15 protein-coding genes are annotated in these 15,526 nt (G+C 59.8%); 8 read left to right on the forward strand and 7 right to left on the reverse strand.

All coding sequences use genetic code 11. The features are described from left to right. Window positions 1-105: 105 nt before the first annotated feature. The 3 genes from IDM28_RS14310 to IDM28_RS14320 all read left to right on the forward strand — a co-directional run bounded on the left by IDM28_RS14310 (window position 106) and on the right by IDM28_RS14320 (window position 2,424). Window positions 106-441, forward strand: coding sequence for a hypothetical protein (locus IDM28_RS14310; RefSeq protein WP_188036276.1), 336 nt, complete (start codon window positions 106-108; stop codon window positions 439-441). 215 nt (window positions 442-656) lie between these two features. After that, complete coding sequence (locus tag IDM28_RS14315; protein ID WP_188036277.1) at window positions 657-1,898, forward strand: DUF1835 domain-containing protein; 1,242 nt, start codon at window positions 657-659, stop codon at window positions 1,896-1,898. Between the two features lie 190 nt (window positions 1,899-2,088). Further along, a complete protein-coding gene (locus IDM28_RS14320; protein WP_101320759.1) occupies window positions 2,089-2,424 on the forward strand; it encodes a hypothetical protein in 336 nt (111 codons plus the stop codon). On the opposite strand, the gene IDM28_RS14325 is transcribed toward IDM28_RS14320, so the two are convergent. Beyond that, entirely contained in the window at window positions 2,414-4,018 is a 1,605-nt protein-coding gene (locus IDM28_RS14325) for a hybrid sensor histidine kinase/response regulator (RefSeq protein ID WP_188036383.1), read from the reverse strand. The genes IDM28_RS14320 and IDM28_RS14325 overlap by 11 nt on opposite strands. Before the next feature lie 123 nt (window positions 4,019-4,141). Between IDM28_RS14325 and IDM28_RS14330 the strand changes: the two genes are divergently transcribed. Next, the gene (locus tag IDM28_RS14330; RefSeq protein WP_188036278.1) at window positions 4,142-4,744 is read left to right on the forward strand and encodes a LuxR C-terminal-related transcriptional regulator; all 603 of its coding nucleotides are present in this window, start codon (window positions 4,142-4,144) and stop codon (window positions 4,742-4,744) included. Window positions 4,745-4,765: 21 nt separating this feature from the next. On the opposite strand, the gene IDM28_RS14335 is transcribed toward IDM28_RS14330, so the two are convergent. The 4 genes from IDM28_RS14335 to IDM28_RS14350 form a co-directional block, all read right to left on the reverse strand. After that, window positions 4,766-6,364, reverse strand: a complete 1,599-nt coding sequence (locus tag IDM28_RS14335) for a histidine kinase famiy protein (protein ID WP_188036279.1) — start codon at window positions 6,362-6,364, stop codon at window positions 4,766-4,768. A gap of 153 nt (window positions 6,365-6,517) precedes the next feature. Next, a complete protein-coding gene (locus tag IDM28_RS14340) occupies window positions 6,518-9,004 on the reverse strand; it encodes a TonB-dependent siderophore receptor (protein WP_188036280.1) in 2,487 nt (828 codons plus the stop codon). A 116-nt stretch (window positions 9,005-9,120) separates the two neighbouring features. Continuing rightward, complete coding sequence (locus IDM28_RS14345; protein ID WP_188036281.1) at window positions 9,121-10,080, reverse strand: FecR domain-containing protein; 960 nt, start codon at window positions 10,078-10,080, stop codon at window positions 9,121-9,123. Further along, on the reverse strand, window positions 10,064-10,582 hold the full coding sequence (locus IDM28_RS14350) for a sigma-70 family RNA polymerase sigma factor (protein WP_188036282.1): 519 nt from the start codon (window positions 10,580-10,582) through the stop codon (window positions 10,064-10,066). Before IDM28_RS14350 ends, IDM28_RS14345 begins: the two co-directional genes overlap by 17 nt. Window positions 10,583-10,819: 237 nt before the next feature. Here IDM28_RS14350 and IDM28_RS14355 point away from each other — a divergent pair, with 237 nt between their 5' ends. Further along, window positions 10,820-11,437, forward strand: coding sequence for a glutathione S-transferase family protein (locus IDM28_RS14355; RefSeq protein WP_188036283.1), 618 nt, complete (start codon window positions 10,820-10,822; stop codon window positions 11,435-11,437). A 227-nt stretch (window positions 11,438-11,664) separates the two neighbouring features. On the opposite strand, the gene IDM28_RS14360 is transcribed toward IDM28_RS14355, so the two are convergent. Further along, entirely contained in the window at window positions 11,665-12,282 is a 618-nt protein-coding gene (locus IDM28_RS14360) for a hypothetical protein (RefSeq protein ID WP_150572306.1), read from the reverse strand. Window positions 12,283-12,375: 93 nt separating this feature from the next. Next, window positions 12,376-12,789, reverse strand: coding sequence for an alternative ribosome rescue aminoacyl-tRNA hydrolase ArfB (gene arfB / locus IDM28_RS14365; protein ID WP_188036284.1), 414 nt, complete (start codon window positions 12,787-12,789; stop codon window positions 12,376-12,378). A 115-nt stretch (window positions 12,790-12,904) separates the two neighbouring features. Between arfB and IDM28_RS14370 the strand changes: the two genes are divergently transcribed. From IDM28_RS14370 to IDM28_RS14380, 3 genes are all read left to right on the forward strand, one after another. Further along, window positions 12,905-13,636, forward strand: a complete 732-nt coding sequence (locus IDM28_RS14370; RefSeq protein ID WP_371918879.1) for a LexA family protein — start codon at window positions 12,905-12,907, stop codon at window positions 13,634-13,636. Between the two features lie 296 nt (window positions 13,637-13,932). Beyond that, window positions 13,933-14,583 (forward strand): polysaccharide lyase family 7 protein, encoded by a 651-nt coding sequence (locus tag IDM28_RS14375; RefSeq protein ID WP_150572307.1) that lies wholly within the window; start codon window positions 13,933-13,935, stop codon window positions 14,581-14,583. A 259-nt stretch (window positions 14,584-14,842) separates the two neighbouring features. Beyond that, window positions 14,843-15,487 (forward strand): helix-turn-helix transcriptional regulator, encoded by a 645-nt coding sequence (locus IDM28_RS14380; protein WP_188036285.1) that lies wholly within the window; start codon window positions 14,843-14,845, stop codon window positions 15,485-15,487. Window positions 15,488-15,526: the final 39 nt, after the last annotated feature.

The raw sequence follows: 15,526 nt of genomic DNA on the forward strand, positions 1-15,526 counted from the left end.
CAGTGACGCGGGAATCAAGACAGCCAACTGCAGAACGTCGAGGTGTTCTGGTAAAGTGCCGCCGCCCAATATTTGTATTCGGGCTCTAGTCCATGGAGTAGTAACGTGAAGTCATTCAGCAAAGTCATCGCTTCTGCAGTACTGGGTCTCGCTCTGGCAGGTTGCACCGGCACCGCCATGAAAACTCAGCAGTACGACAGCAGCCAGTACACCGTTGTTGGCCACAGCGAAGCCAGTGCCACCGGCCTGATGCTGTTCGGCTTGATCCCGATTCGCCAGAACAGCCGCTTCGTACGCGCGCAAGATTACGCCATCAAGGCCAAGGGCGGCGATGCGATGATCAACACCCAGGTACAAGAGCGCTGGTTCTGGGCATGGGTTCTGAATGGCTACACCACCACCGTTTCCGGTGATGTGATCAAGCTGAAGACTGCTCAGTAAGTAGCGTCTTGCTTGATAAAGCCCGGTTCGCCGGGCTTTTTTATGTGTGCCAGCACGCGATCAGGCTTTACCTCCGTGACGCCTGGCCGTTACAGTCGATGCCTGGGCGTGTGCTGCGCCTGCGGTCCGCGCGAAGGGGTTTCCCAGGCATGCGTTGTACATTGCCCATTCCAGCTCCCGGCTTGTCGGCGGACCGAGCCCTGTAAGGAGTTGGCATGCCCGCCATTAATGCTTCCCGCCATCATGGTCTTGTTGACCTGCCCGCGCTGCGCAAACGCGCAAAGCAGTTGCTCAAAGCCCTCAAGAACAACCAAGCCGAAGATACCCGCGTGCAGTTGCGCGCAATCGGCGTGCCTGGCCCTGAGTACAAGCTCGCCGACACTCAGTGGCTGGTAGCGCGTGAAACGGGTTTCTCCAGTTGGCCAAAGTTGATCGCACATGCCGACAGCGTCGCCTTCGCCGCACGTCATCCGGACTTTGCTGCGACCAACGAGGCCACCGTTCAGCACTGGCGCTGCGGCAACGATATCGAGCACAACCTGCGCGTCGCTGGCTTCACGGGCACATTTCATATGTTCGATGATCCGATGGTCATGGGCCCTGTTCCGGCCCTGCCTGACGACGATTACTGGCAAGTGCGTGCAGCGTTCATTCAGCAGACATTCGGCTTATCGCCACGTGATGCCCAGCAACGCCAAGCCTCACAACGCCAGGCCCTCGCGCAACTCGGCCACGATAGTGAATTGGTGCTGTGGTGCGAGGGCGACGCCTATGATCAGTTGTTTCTGATTCGGCTCCTGGCGAGTTTGGCTACGGTGCCGCGCAGGCTGGAACTGATCGAGATCAACCGCGTGCCGGGCGTTGAGCGTTTCATTGGGCTGGGCCAGCTGGCGCCGGATGTGCTTGCATGGCTCTGGCCACAACGGCGAGTACTGGCTGCAGATGCGTTGGCGCTGGCACGGGAGGCATGGGCGGCCTATACCTCAGCCGACCCTGGCAACTGGGCGCGGATGGCAGGCCAGGTGCATCCGGCATTGCCGCTGCTCGGGCCCGCGTTGGCCAGGCAACTCCAGGAACTCCCGGGCGCCTCGGATGGCTTGAGTCTGACCCAGCGTCTGACCCTACGGATACTGGCAGATCACGGAGCGTTGCCTGCCGGCAAAGTGTTCGCTCATTTGAGCAAGGACTATGAACCTCTGCCCTTTCTGGGGGATTTGATGTTCGCTACGCTGTTGCGCCCGCTCATCGATGCGCCGCAGCCACTGGTGCAGGAACAGCCAGGCAGTGAGTGGCAGCACGGTCTTGTTCGAATCACCGACCTGGGTGAGCGCATATTACGAGGCACCGTGAATTGGCTCGACTGTGCCCCAGCCGAGCGCTGGGTTGGCGGCGTGCAGATCGTTGCTGAGCAAAAGCCATGGGTCGTCAGTGAACACGGGGACGTCTGGCGGCGTTGATTCAGTGATCAACGCGCTCCTTTTACCGTAGCCCTAAAGTGCCACTAGCACACTTGTGCTAATCGACCCCGCACCCACCTGGCGCTATATTCGCCAGCAACCCCAATGCTTCCCGCCAGCACGGCGAATTCGCCGTGCAAGGGATCGTTGCGCAAAAAAAAAACCAAAACATCCCCAAGGAAGAAGCGCCATGAAACTGCACGCTCCAGTCACCCGCCTCGCCCTGCTCGGCGCCCTGATGATCGGCGTTGCCGGTTGCAGCCATATGAAACCCACCGAAGACCATCTCAAAACGCTCTCGGAAACCAATATCGGCGAGACGGTCAAGCGCGTTTCCAATGTGCGCAGTGACTCCATGACCACGTATTACATCGCCAGCACCGCGTCCGGTGACTACAACTGCTCCGTGCCCAGCGGTGCCAGTGGCGGAATGTTCGCCGTGGCCAGCTTCGGCATGATGAAACCCGCCGCCTACTGCCAGCCCAAAGGCGCCCGCGGTAATGGGTTGACCCCGTTCAACCAGTAAGCGGCCCCTGACTGAGCTCGCGCAGAGCGCCCCGTAGTTCAGCGGGGCGCACTGGCTTGGACAGAATGGCGATCTGCCGATCGTGCAGGGCTGCCTGGATCCGCTCGAGATCATGCCCGGTCAGAATCAGCGCTGGCACCGCCACGCCGCGCCGCGCGCGCAGGTGGTCGATGCATTCGATACCGGTGGCGTGGTTGCCCAGGTCATAGTCGGCGACGATGATGTCGCAATCGCTGACCAGATCATGCCCGCTCGACTCCGCCTGCACCTTGCAGCCCCAGCGCTCCAGCAATGCCTGGGTGGCGAGCAGCACGTTGTGGTCATCTTCCACCAGGCACACTTTCAAACCGGTCAACAGCCCCGCCTGACGTGGATCGTCGCGCACAACGAGTTGCTCCGGCGCGGTCGCCAGCGGCAAGCCGCTGAGGCTGACCGAAGTGCCACGGCCCACCCGCGAGCGCAGCATCACGTCCATGCCCATCAACAGCCCCAGGCGCTTGACGATAGACAAGCCCAGACCGACCCCTTCAACGTCTTTATCGCGCAGCTGGCGAACGCGATAGAACTCCTCGAACACCCGCGACAGATGCTCCTCGGCAATCCCCTGCCCTTGGTCGTGGATCTCCACCACCAGCCCGCCGTGGCGCCGGCGCACGCCGACCAGTACAGGGCGCTGGCGGCCGTACTTCAAGCAGTTGGAGAGCACGTTCTGCACCATGGTCGCCAACAGTGCCGGGTCGACCCGCACCCAGTGTTTGCATGGCCGCAGGCGCAATTCGACCCCGGCCCAACGGGCGGCTTCGGCATTCTGGCAGAGTAACTCGGCGAGCAACTCGCCCAGGTGAACGTCCTGGTACTTGGGCAGCAAGCGGCCGTTGTCCAGGGTGTAGAGATCGAGAATGGAGCGGAACAATTGCGAGACGTTCAGCAGCGACCGGTCGATGTTGTCCACCAGCCGCCGCTCCTCTTCGCCCAGGCGCGCCTCACGCAGGCAGGCGGTGAACAGGCCGATGGAGTGAATGGGTTGGCGCAGATCATGGCTGGCCTGGGCCAGAAAGCGCGACTTTTCCAGGTTGGCGGCGATGGCCTCTTCGGAGGCCTTGCGCGTGCGCTCCAGCAGCAGGTGGGCGTAGACCGGAATCACCGTACTGGTGATCATCAGCATCAGCATCATGAACGGCTGCGCCTGCCACAACGGATTCAGCCCGTACACGACCAGCAGCGCCAGCAAGCCAAGGACGGTGGCAATCGCCAGATAGCGCGAACCATAGCGCATGCCGTTGCCCAGGTTGACCCAGACCATCACCGCATACAACGGCAATGCCGCCTCGCCGCCGATCACCAGGCCGAACGAGGTGCCGGTATAGTCGTGAATCATCCCGAAAACCCGCCGCGCCGGGTAATGCCCGGGCCAGCGCGCGATGACCTGACGAAGTACGATCGAGGCCAGCAGGAACACCACGATATAGAGCATCACCGGCACGTAGTGCGCCACCGACTGCCCTGGCAAGAAGCCCAGCACACCGATGTACACCATGGCGCAAAGGGCTACCACAATACGCAGGTTGGCTTGATCGAGTTCAGCATCTTTCATGAACTTCACGGGCAACGTCCTTGTACGGTCATCGTCATGCTGGCACGCCGAGCAAGCAGGCCCTGAGCAGAGTGTTAAAGTACCACGCAGGCGCAACACCTGACCCCCAGGGAGGGGCACTCCATGACATGCCGCATCATCATCGCTGACGACCACCCCATGTTTCGCGAGGGGATGCTGCGCACGGTGCAACGCTTGCTGCCTGAGGCTCAGGTAGAGCAGGCTGGCGATCTGGACACAGTGCTGAACATGCTCGGACGCGACAGCGACGTAGACACGCTGATCCTCGACCTGCGCTTCCCCGGCCTGACCTGCATCAGCCAACTGGGTGAGCTGCGCAAGCAGCTGCGGCGTACCACATTGATCGTGGTATCGATGGTCGATGACCCGCTGTTGATCGAACAGGTGATGGCGATGGGAGCCGATGGCTTCATCGGCAAGAACATCGCGCCCGAAGAGATCGGCCAGGCGCTGCTCGCCATCCGCGATGGCGAGGTGCTGGTCAAGTTCGCACCCTCAGGGCTATTACCTCTGGACACCAACACCCTGACTACGCGCCAGCAGGAAGTGTTGCGGCTGATCGCTCAAGGCAAGACCAACAAGGAAATCGCCAAGGCCCTGGATATTTCGCCGTTTACCGTGCGCATCCATGTATCCGGATTGCTGCGAACCCTCAACGTGCCATCGCGGGCAGCGGCAGCCGTCAAATACAGCGCATCCTTGTAAGTCAGCGCTGCCGGGACACTGTTATACGCCGCCCGGTGAATCCAGCACCATCCTCACCTTACGGCCAAGTTCCTGCGGTAAGTACGGTTTGGATATCACTTCAAATTCAGAACCGCCAATGTCAGTTCGCTCGATCGAGCTCTCTGCATAGCCAGTGGTCAGCAGCACCTTCATCGACGGATGCTGCAACTGCACCTTGCGCGCCAGCGTCACGCCATTGATGCCACCCGGCATGATCAGGTCAGTGAACAGCAGGTCGAAGTGCAGCCCCTTCTCCAGCATCATCAACGCATCCTTGGCATCATTGGCCACCTGGGTCTCATAGCCCTGTTCTTCGAGGATCACCTGGGCCAGCTCGGCAACATCGGCGCGGTCTTCCACGATCAGGATGCGCTCATCACCGGTTTTGGACTTGAGCAGGCTCGCGCGCTCCAAGGGGTGCAGCTCGCTGGCATCGGCGGGGAAGTAAAAGCGCACGGTAGTCCCTACGCCCTCTTCCGAGTAGATCTTGACAGTGCCACCGGACTGCTTGGCAAAGCCATACACCATCGACAGCCCAAGGCCGGTGCCCTTGCCCTCGTCCTTGGTGGTGAAGAACGGGTCCATCGCTCGACCGCGCACGGCCTCGGGCATGCCCTCACCGTTGTCGGTGACCGAGACACAGACGTAATGTCCCGCATGCAGCCCTTCATAAGACGCTCGCGCATCTTCGGTCACGATGACGTTCTTGGTTTCAATATTGAGTGCCTGGCGCTCATCTCCAGCCATGGCATCGCGCGCATTGATGATGACGTTGAGCAAGGCGATCTGCGCCTGAGCCGGATCGATACGGCAGTTGTGCAATTCGCCATCCAGGCTGAGCGATACAGAGACACCATCGCCCAACGTCTGGTTGATCAACACCTGTGCGTCAGTGACGATCTGATTGATATTGATCACCCGCCCCTGCAGCGATTGCTTGCGCGAGAAGGCCAGCAATTGCTTGGTCAACGTATTGGCCCTTTCCACCGCCTGGGTGGCATGGGTCAGGCCCCTGACGATCCTGGCCAGATCGGGCTGCTCCTTCTCGGCAGCCGACTTGGCCAACGAGACATAACCACCGATGACTTGCAGCAGGTTGTTGAAATCGTGGGCTATGCCGCCGGTCAGTTGCCCCAATGCCTCCATCTTCTGCGACTGGCGCAATGCATCTTCCACATCTCGACGCCGGCTGACGTCCAGCTGGGATGCGAAAAAGTATTTGAGCTCACCGCTGTCGTTATAGATCGGCGAGATGAATAGCGCATTCCAGAACGAACTGCCGTCCTTACGGTAGTTCAGCACCTCGGTGGAAAAGTCATAACGCTGAGCGACGGCCTGGCGAATCGCAGCGATCACGTCCTGATCCGTATCCTTGCCCTGCAGGAACCGACAGTTGTGGCCGATCAACTCATCTTCGCCATAACCAGTCATTTCCTGAAAGGCCTGGTTGGCAAAGATGATGGGATTGTCCGGCTGGTTGGGGTCCGTGACGATCATCGGCATGCGAGTGCTTTCGACCGCGGCGAAGAAAATGTCCTTCGGATGGCCCATGACTTCAGCAGTGAATCGATTGTCTACTCTAATCCCACTGGTCGGCACTGCGGAGTCCTCTGCAAAGGTGCGCTGGGGTCTGCAGATAGTCGAGACCCAAAGATGACGGGGGATGCAGAGCAGCGCGCCCAGATCCAAGCCCTTGCGCTTGGATCATTGGGCAGCAGCAAAGGTTCGCAGATTTTTCGATTCAGCTCGCGGTCACCAATCGTAAGTCATTTCCACAGATGCAACCCGCTCCTGCCCGTAGTAGCAGCCAAACGCATAGTTGCAGTCCGAAATGAACTCGCGGTCAAACACGTTCTGCACGTTCAGGCTGGTACGCAAACCGCGCAGGCCGGCATCCAGCCCGCCCAGGTCGTAGCTGATGGTGGCGTCATAAACCACATAGGCGGGCACGTCGAACGAGTTGGCCGAGTCCCCTGGCTTGCGTCCGGTGTAGCGAGCGCCGGCACCGAAGGTCAGGCCAGCGAGCGTTGCCTGAGTGAAGTGATAATCGACCCACAACGAGGCCGACACCGGCGCCGTTGCCTCACTGCGGTTGCCCTCATCGCCGTAGGTGCTTTTGGTATAGAACGCGTCGATGTAGGTGGCGGCGGCCATCACATCAACATTGTCGAGGCTGGACTTGGCTTCCAGTTCGATACCCCGGGCGCGCACTTCACCACTTTGCGTCGAGTATTGCGGGTACTGGGTGTCGCCCGTCAGCACGTTCTTCTGTTTGACCTGAAACACCGACGCGGTAATCAGCGTCTTGTCGAAGGGCTGGTACTTCACCCCCACTTCGTACTGCTCACCCTCGGTTGGCGTAAAGGCTTTGCCACCGCGCTCGGGGGCGGCGGTGCCCAGGGTCGGCAGGAACGACTCGGAGTAGCTGACATAGGGCGCCAGGCCGAACTCGGTGACATACGTCAGACCGACTCGTCCGGTGAACTTGTTGTCCCGCTGCGACGCTACGGTGTGGGCGAGCAGGTCCTTGTTGTCGATTTCCGCCCAGTCCTGGCGACCGCCAATGGTCAGGACCCATTGGTCGAAGCGGATCTGGTCCTGCAGGTACACGCCGGTCTGGCGTAGGGTGTTGTCCCATTGGGTGTCGAGCACCGGGGTTACGCTGGAGCTGTCGTAGTTGTTCTTGCCATACAGATCGACCGGCAACACGTTGTAGGCGTTATAGCCATCGTACTTGCGAGTGAAGTGACGATAATCGACGCCGGTCAGCACGGTGTGCTCAAGCGCACCGGTGTTGAAGGTGTATTCCAGGTTGTTATCGATGGTGTAGGCAATGTTGTGCTGGCGCCAGTCGAGTTTGACTCGATTGGCCCGGGTCTGATCAACCACCCCGGCCGCATCGGTGACGAAGCTGCGCAGATAAAAGCCCTTGTACTGGTCACGCACGTCGGTGTAGCGCGCGGTGGAGCGGTAAGTCAGGTCGTCACTCAGGTTGTGGCTGAAGTCATAGCCAAAAATATACTGGTCACGCTTGTAGTCGTTGTATCGCGAATCACCGGAAAAGAACTCCCGCTTGATCTTCTGCCCGGTCGGGCCACGGTCCAGTGAGCCGACCCGTGGCAACGATTGATAGTCGGCCTGGCCATCGTCGCGCTGGATCTGCGCCAATAGGGTTAACGAGGTGTCTTCAGTGGGTGTCCAGGTCAAGCTCGGCGCCAGCAACATTCGCTCGGAGTGGGTATGCGCGACCTGCTCATTGCCTTTCTTGGCAACGCCGACAAGGCGATAGCTGAATTCCTTTTGCTCGTCGAGCGGGCCGCTGGTATCGATTGCACCGTTGACCCGGTTGTAGCTACCCGCGCCGAGCTTGATCTGGCTGCGCTGTTCGCTGGTGGGGCGTTTGGACACCAGGTTGATCAGGCCGCCCGGCTGGTTCTGCCCGAACAACACCGATGACGGCCCTTTGAGCACTTCGATGCGCTCCAGGGTATAGGGGTCGATCTGCGGCGCACCGCCGAGGCTACCGGCATAAGGTATGTAGGCACCGTCGAAATACAGCGGCGTCGGGGCGAAGCCGCGGCTGGTGATCTCGTCGGCGATCACGTTGCGATCGGTGAAGCCGCCGGTGGTCAAGCCCGGCGTGTAGCGCAGGGCCTGGGTCAGGTTGCGCGCGCCCTGCACGGCGACCTGATCGGCCGTCACCACGTTGATCGCCTGGGGGATTTCCAGAATCGGCGTATCGGTCTTGGTCGCGGTAGCGCTGCGCGTGGCGACATAGCCGTCGACCGGTCCGTAGGCCGACTCGATGGCCTCGCCGGAAATATTGGTAGCGCCCAGTTGCATGGCGGCGCCCTGCTCACGCAGCAACAGCGAGTAGCTGCCGCTGGCCAAACGAACCGCTTGCAAGCGGGTACCGGCCAGCAGCTTCTGCAGCCCGGCATCAGTGCTGTAGCGGCCGCGCAAGCCGCTGGTCTGCTGCCCGGCAGCGTGGGCCGGATCGAACGAGACCGTCACGCCGGCAGCGGCCGCGAACTGAGTGAGCGCCGACCCCAGTGCGCCGGCGGGGATATCAAAGCTGCTTTCAATGTTGGTCTGAGCCGACGCCGGCGGGGCCATCAGCGCGGTGCCGACTGGCAGAGACAGCGCCATTCCCAGCAGCGCGGCGTGCACCGCACGGTTCAGGGGTTTGACTGCAGGTTTGCTGAAGATTTCGCGCGATTGAGGGTTGCGGGGGATCATGCGGTTTCCTTGCGCCCGGTGGCAGTAGATGACGGCGTCTGTGTGCGCCTCTACCTTCCAAGTCGAACGAGAATAAAAATCAACAACCCCTGCGCTGGATTATTTTTACAACGGTTTCAAGCCGGCTCGACGCGCGTCCAATAACGGCTGAACCGACGCAGGCGCACGGGTAAGGTCGACGTCAGATTGTCGAGGATGACGTCGCTGTCACCGAGGTGGAAGGCACCTGAAATCCGCAGCTGAGCCACCGCCGACGCACAGCCCAGATGGCCCCGGCGATAGCGTTGTAATTCGCTAATGAAGTCGCCCAGGGACCAGTCCTCGATAACCAGCATGTTGCGCGTCCAGGCATCCAGCTGCGACGGGGACTGCTGCAGCGTACCGGCCTCGGTGCTGACGAAATCCAGTTGTTGACCGGCATTGACGCGTACCGCCGAACCTATGGCGCTTGCGCAGCGCACTTCAACCGCATGCTCCTGCACACTGACCCGAGTACGTTGCGCGTCGTAGCGCACCACGAAGCGAGTACCCAGGGCGCGGATGCTGCCCGAAGGGGTATGCACGATGAAGGGGCGCGCCTGCGCGTCCGGCGCCGTCTCGATCTGGATTTCACCGCTGAGCAGTTGTATTTCACGCACGCTCGCGCTGTAGTGAATGTCCACCGCAGTGGCGGTATTGAGCATCAGCAAGCTGCCGTCATCCAGGCGCAGCCGACGCCGCTCGCCGGTAACGGTACGCTGGTCGGCCATCAAGGTTGGCAGTGGCGTTGTGCTCCAGGCTAGCGTGCCAGCCCCGCCTGCGGCCAGCAAAAGCGAAAGGACCTTGAGCACCTCGCGACGTTTGGCCCGGGCACTGCTCAGCGTTGGCCGGCCTATGCCTGGTGTGACCTGGGCGAGCTTGTCCTGCAGTCGAGCCAGTCGCTCCCACGCCTGAACATGCCGCGGATCACGCTCCAGCCAACGCAGATGCGCTTCACGCAAGGCAGCATCGGGCGTTTCGGTGCGCAAGTCGACGTACCAGCGCGCGGCGGCCTCGAGTGTTGCGTGGTCAAGGGCTTGCTCACGCACGTTCGTCATCTGCCAGCAGCAGGCAATGAGTCAGGGCGCGCACTGCGTGTTTCTTGACCGTGTTCACCGAGATGTTCAGGCGTCGGCCGATCTCGACATAGCTCAGCCCATCGAGCTGGGCCAGCAGAAAAATCTCGCGCGTGCGCCCACCCAGGCCGTCCAGCATGCGGTCGATTTCCATCAGAGTTTCGATGATCAGCGCGCGGGTTTCAGGCGAAATATCCAGCGGCTCGGGGCTGAGCGCGAGGGTTTCCAGGTAGGCCTGCTCCAGGTAGCGACGGCGGAACATGTCGATCATCAAACTGCGCGCGATGGTGCTCAGATAGGCGCGAGGCTCACGCAATTCGGTTGCCTTGCGCTGGGTGATTACCCGGATGAACGTGTCCTGGGCGAGGTCCGCAGCGTTGTCGACACAGCCGAGGCGCTGGCGCAACCAGCCGCAGAGCCACTGGTGATGGGCCTCGTAGAGTGACTGCACGGCGTTTTGCTGGGAGTAGTCGACAGAAGACATGAGAAGCGGCCTGGCGCAGGATCTGATAATGACTCTCATTTTGGCCAAGGGGTGTGGGGATGGCAATAGCCCGCTGCAGCGAGCGCATGTTTGGACCGCGGCGATCCTCTGCGTATCCGTCGGCACCGCAACTGTGAAACCTGTTCTGTGAACATAACCTCATCACGCGGTCAGTATGTATTCGGCAGCGCGGCTCTTTTCATGCCCTCGCCTCCACCATGACTGAGGATCACCATCATGATCACCCTGCATCACTTGAACGAATCGCGCTCCATTCGAACGCTATGGCTGCTGGAAGAGATGGGCGTGCCCTACCAAACGGAGTTCTATAGCCGTGATCGAGCAACCCATTTCGCCCCTGAGTCGCTGAAGGCCATTCATTCACTCGGCAAGTCGCCGGTGATCGAGCTCAACGGTAAGGTGGTTGCGGAGTCAGGTGCGATTACCGAGATTCTGATCGAACGTTACGCCCCGCACCTGGCGCCGGCGAGAGACAGCGATGAGTACGTCGAGTACCTACAATGGCTGCACTTCTCTGAAAGCTCCGCCATGCTGCCGCCGCTGCTTCAGGTGTTCATGCAGCGCGAGACGGCCGAGCTGGTTTTCCTGCCGAGCTATGCCCAGGCCGAGGGCAAGAAGATCTTCGCTTATGTGGATGACCAGCTGGAGAACAAAGACTACCTGGTGGGCGGCAAACTGAGCGGCGCTGACTTCATGATGTACTTTGTGGCCGAGCTTATTCAGCGCTTTGACCGCAAGGGTGAATACCCGAACATCGGGAAGTATCTGCTCAATCTGAAAACGCTTGAGAGCTGGAAGAAGGCGCAGGCGATCGAGGCTAGCCACTACGGATAAAACGGTCCGTAGTATCAGCTGAGGTCGGTCCGAGGCTGTCGCCTTGAAGCGCATCCCTTTCAAGGTGTTCTGAAATTGCACATGCTTCAAGATCGCTGGGGCCGCTGCGCGCCCCAGCGAGCACAAGCGAGAGAAAAATCCAGAAAAATGCAGAGACCTTGAAAGGGATGGCCTTGAAGCGGGCATGTAGAAGCCTGACAACTTCGAGACCAGCAGCGCTCGTCAGCTTAGCGACTCCTTGGGTAGGCCGCTTTGGCAACAAGAACGACAGAGACGTCGTACATGATGTCGCCCCCTCTTGTTGTCTTGTAAATATTACAGAGCATTCTGCCCTCGCCCTTAGGTGGAATCACTCTGATAGCATCTGGACCTGTGGTTCTTTCCAGGCTCAACGGCGCGGCTGTCAACTCTCCCGCGTAAATCTCGGCAACCACGATATTTTTGGGTGTCGTCTTCTGCGACCGTTGCCTGACTCCCTGCCCCAGCCCCCTGAGCCTTCCGGCAATCAAACGAACGCACATGTCATCCAACTGCGTCTTGAGGGGTCTGGCGTCCCTGCTGGATGGCCATCGGACAAAATCACTCTTGACGCTCGTGACATCCTTTTTCAGCAAATTCTCACCCGCAGACGGTATGCCAGAAGCATCCGCAGCGAAAATATAGCTAACCGTCGAGGGATAAGCAGATGCCAGCCGGCGCGGATCATTCTGGGCAAGGTGCTGTTTGATATAAGCCTGCGTATACCACCGCGCTTCAATCTTTACTCTCTTCTTGTCGGTAGCCGCGTGGGCGCTATTGGCAAAGACCAATGAAAGCACTGCGATGGCAATCAAGCTGAAATTCACGAGAGATCCTTTCTGTTTGTTGTGATGTGACGCGGCCGTTGGTTCAATCCTGCTATAGCAAAAGCTTCAGTGGCCTTGTTCCCGCCAGCAGTACTAGAAATCCACCTTGCCCCGACCTGACTTGATGGTGCTGCGCTTGGCTTTACCTTCGAGGCGGCGGGTCTTCGAGCCTAGGGTCGGTTTGGTCGGGCGGCGTTTCTTCTCGGTCCTGCCGGCAGCAATGATCAGCTCGGCAAGCCGCGCCAAGGCGTCGGTGCGGTTCTGCTCCTGGGTGCGGTACTGCTGGCCCTTGATGATCAACACGCCGTCGCTGGTGATACGGCTGTCACGCAGCGCCAACAGCCGCTCCTTGTAAAAGTCGGGCAGCGACGAGGCGCGGATATCGAAGCGCAGGTGCACAGCGCTGGACACCTTGTTGACGTTCTGGCCACCGGCGCCCTGAGCGCGGATGTAGGTCAGTTCGATATCGGTATCCGGCAGATGCACAGTGTTGGAGATGGTCAGCATGAGATGGCCTTTGTGGTTGCGCGCATTATCACAGGGTTGGCGGCTCGCCCATAGCAGCACAGCAAACTCCCTGAAACACTGCCGAAGTCGCCCTCCCCAACGGAACGCGTTATAGATGATAACCCAAGCTATAGATAACAAAAACATAGGTTATTTGAAGCTTTATAACGCGTGTTTTACCCTTGGCGGTATGACCAAAGCCCCCGAAATGCTCAAAGATCGAATTCACCAACGCCGCACAGCCCTGGGCTTGAGCCAGCAGCAGCTCGCCGAAAGATCAGGGGTGAGCCAGGTCACTATTCAGCACTTGGAGAGCGGCCGAAACGCGACGTCGAAGAAGTTGCTGGAGATCGCGAGGGCGCTCGGCGTAACTGCGGAGTGGCTGGGCTCGGGGCAAGAGGCTCCACCGGCAAGGAGTAACGTGCAGGCGACGCACGTTCTGCCAGAGTCATACCAGTATCCGGTAATCAGCTGGGTTGCTGCAGGCGCCTGGGCCGAAGCGGTAGAACCCTTCCCGCCTGGCTACTCGGACAGGTATGAAATGTCCGATTACGACTCGAAGGGCACTGCCTTCTGGCTTGAGGTCAAAGGTGACTCCATGACCTCCCCAGTAGGCACCAGCATCACTGAAGGCATGCTTATCCTGGTAGACCCGGAGGCTGAAGCGATTTCCGGAAAGCTGGTCATCGCCAAACTTTCCGACAGCAACGAGGCCACCTTCAAGAAGCTGGTAGAGGATGGAGGCCGCCGCTTCTTGAAGCCACTGAATCCTGCATACCCAGTAGAGCAGTGCATGGAGGGCTGTCGCATTGTCGGTGTGGTAGTGCGCGCCATGATCAAGCTTTAAGCGCTTACCCTCCCAAGGCCCAGCCATCGAGCTGGGCTTTTTTTCGCCTAGCGTATTTCGCCGCGCCCAGTTCTCAAGCATTGAGAACCTTCGGCACGCAGGGGTCCCGCACGTAGCGGGATTCCATGACGGAAATTATAACTTGTGTTATTGACATAAGGGAAACCTGAATTATCATCAATCAATAACACAAGTTATTTTTGGCTTCGCTAGCCATGACGCTCCGCCCAACCTGACGTGTCCACCTTGATGCACCCAGGCCATTACATGTCTACAACGCGGCCTGGATTCCTACCATGAACAAGGAGATCACCATGCACGCATTTGGCAACATCACCGCAAACGGCAAGGTCTATCTTTACCCAGCCGAGCTGCCCAGAGACCTGCTCTGGGTCGACCAGAACGGCCACACCAACTACTGGTGCTCGGTCCAGGCTGGCACCAGCGGCAGTTCAAAGAACCCACGCACCGAGGGCCGGCAAACGCTGCCAGGCACCGCTGTGTCTTTCAACTGGCTCCCGGGCAGCGCCAGGCACTCCATGTCCGGCCGGGTGCGGGTCGAGCAGGCGCCTTCCAGCGGCAAGGTCATCATCGGCCAGATCCACGCAGTCAATGCGCTCAACCCTTTTCTGATGGTGATCTGGTGGAATGGGTATGTGCGCATCGAGATTCGCGATGTGCCGCTCGGCGTCACCCGCACGCTGCTCAAGAAACAGATGCCGCTGGGCCAAGTGTTCGATTACTGCATCCAGGTCGACGAACGCAGTCAGCTAACTGCCACGCTCGACGAGCTCAGCGCCAGCGCGCCGGTGAATTCGAAGTGGAGCAAGTACCCGTTCTACTTCAAGGCAGGTGCTTATGTGATCGATAACAAAGGCGATGCAAGCGAGGGCGGATGGGTGGTTTACGAGGCGCTCGACGTGATCGACGGAGTGCTGCCCGCTTGATCACAGGGCTGGGTTTGCATGCCCCAAAAACGTAAAAGGCCCTGACAAGTCAGGGCTCTCAACAATCAGAGGCATCATACCCAACAATCCGCGCCACAGTGGTCGCCTGTCATGGTGGCCATTATTGTGCCACTATCTTCACTTCATTTAACCGTCATTCAATCGTTGTACTAGGATAGCCACCACCTCCCGAATGCAGCCCAGGATGCGGGCCAACAGCCAGACGGGAATCGAACCACCGGACCTCATGGACGACACGATGAATTCGCACCTGCTCTATCCACAAATCGGCAGAGTCATTGCCAGCACCGGCAGCCGTCAGTTCCCGCGCATGCTGCATGACCTGATCCAGGCCCACCTGACCATCGATGCCACGCATATACGCCTGCTGCCCTTGGCCCCGTCCGACCCGGACCCCAACGCGCCCGTGATCAACGAGACTGTGTTTTCCCCGGACGAGCAGCCCGGCAGGGCCTTCAGCGACCCTTCACGCCAGCACCTGATTCGCCGCAAAGGCGACGCACGCTACGAAATCAATGTGCTGCGCGCTGACTCCACCTACGGCTTCTCGGCCTTTGAACGCAACCGCCTGGACGACATCTCGCCACTGCTGCTGCCGATGCTGGAAAAGCACATCGATGCCCTGCAACCCGCACCCGAGCGCGCTACCCAGGAAACCCTCGAACAACGCTTTCTCGACCGCCTGGCGCAAACGGGGCTGAACCTGTCTCAACGGGAACGCCACGTGTGCCTTGGCCTGCTGGCCGGGTATACCGCCCCGGAGCAGGCCGAGCGGCTTGGGTTGAAGGTGAATACGGTCGAAAGCTATTTACGCCGCGCAGCGATCAAACTGGGCATCAGCGGTAGGCATTCTTTGATGCGCTGGATGTACACGGCGGTTTGATTTCGCCCTCGCTGTACCGGCTTCTTCGCGGGCAAGCAC

The sequence above is a fragment of the Pseudomonas sp. EZ-C24 genome (assembly GCF_014525325.1).
Taxonomy (GTDB): domain Bacteria; phylum Pseudomonadota; class Gammaproteobacteria; order Pseudomonadales; family Pseudomonadaceae; genus Aquipseudomonas; species Aquipseudomonas shirazensis.

What these genes read in the sequence shown, in the direction of transcription:
- IDM28_RS14315 (WP_188036277.1), top strand. Translation starts at nt 657, where the DNA reads ATGCCCGCCATTAATGCTTCCCGCCATCATGGTCTTGTTGACCTGCCC.
- IDM28_RS14320 (WP_101320759.1), top strand. Translation starts at nt 2,089, where the DNA reads ATGAAACTGCACGCTCCAGTCACCCGCCTCGCCCTGCTCGGCGCCCTG.
- IDM28_RS14325 (WP_188036383.1), bottom strand. Translation starts at nt 4,018, where the DNA reads ATGAAAGATGCTGAACTCGATCAAGCCAACCTGCGTATTGTGGTAGCC.
- IDM28_RS14330 (WP_188036278.1), top strand. Translation starts at nt 4,142, where the DNA reads ATGACATGCCGCATCATCATCGCTGACGACCACCCCATGTTTCGCGAG.
- IDM28_RS14340 (WP_188036280.1), bottom strand. Translation starts at nt 9,004, where the DNA reads ATGATCCCCCGCAACCCTCAATCGCGCGAAATCTTCAGCAAACCTGCA.
- IDM28_RS14345 (WP_188036281.1), bottom strand. Translation starts at nt 10,080, where the DNA reads ATGACGAACGTGCGTGAGCAAGCCCTTGACCACGCAACACTCGAGGCC.
- IDM28_RS14350 (WP_188036282.1), bottom strand. Translation starts at nt 10,582, where the DNA reads ATGTCTTCTGTCGACTACTCCCAGCAAAACGCCGTGCAGTCACTCTAC.
- IDM28_RS14355 (WP_188036283.1), top strand. Translation starts at nt 10,820, where the DNA reads ATGATCACCCTGCATCACTTGAACGAATCGCGCTCCATTCGAACGCTA.
- arfB (WP_188036284.1), bottom strand. Translation starts at nt 12,789, where the DNA reads ATGCTGACCATCTCCAACACTGTGCATCTGCCGGATACCGATATCGAA.
- IDM28_RS14370 (WP_371918879.1), top strand. Translation starts at nt 12,905, where the DNA reads ATGATAACCCAAGCTATAGATAACAAAAACATAGGTTATTTGAAGCTT.
- IDM28_RS14375 (WP_150572307.1), top strand. Translation starts at nt 13,933, where the DNA reads ATGAACAAGGAGATCACCATGCACGCATTTGGCAACATCACCGCAAAC.
- IDM28_RS14380 (WP_188036285.1), top strand. Translation starts at nt 14,843, where the DNA reads ATGAATTCGCACCTGCTCTATCCACAAATCGGCAGAGTCATTGCCAGC.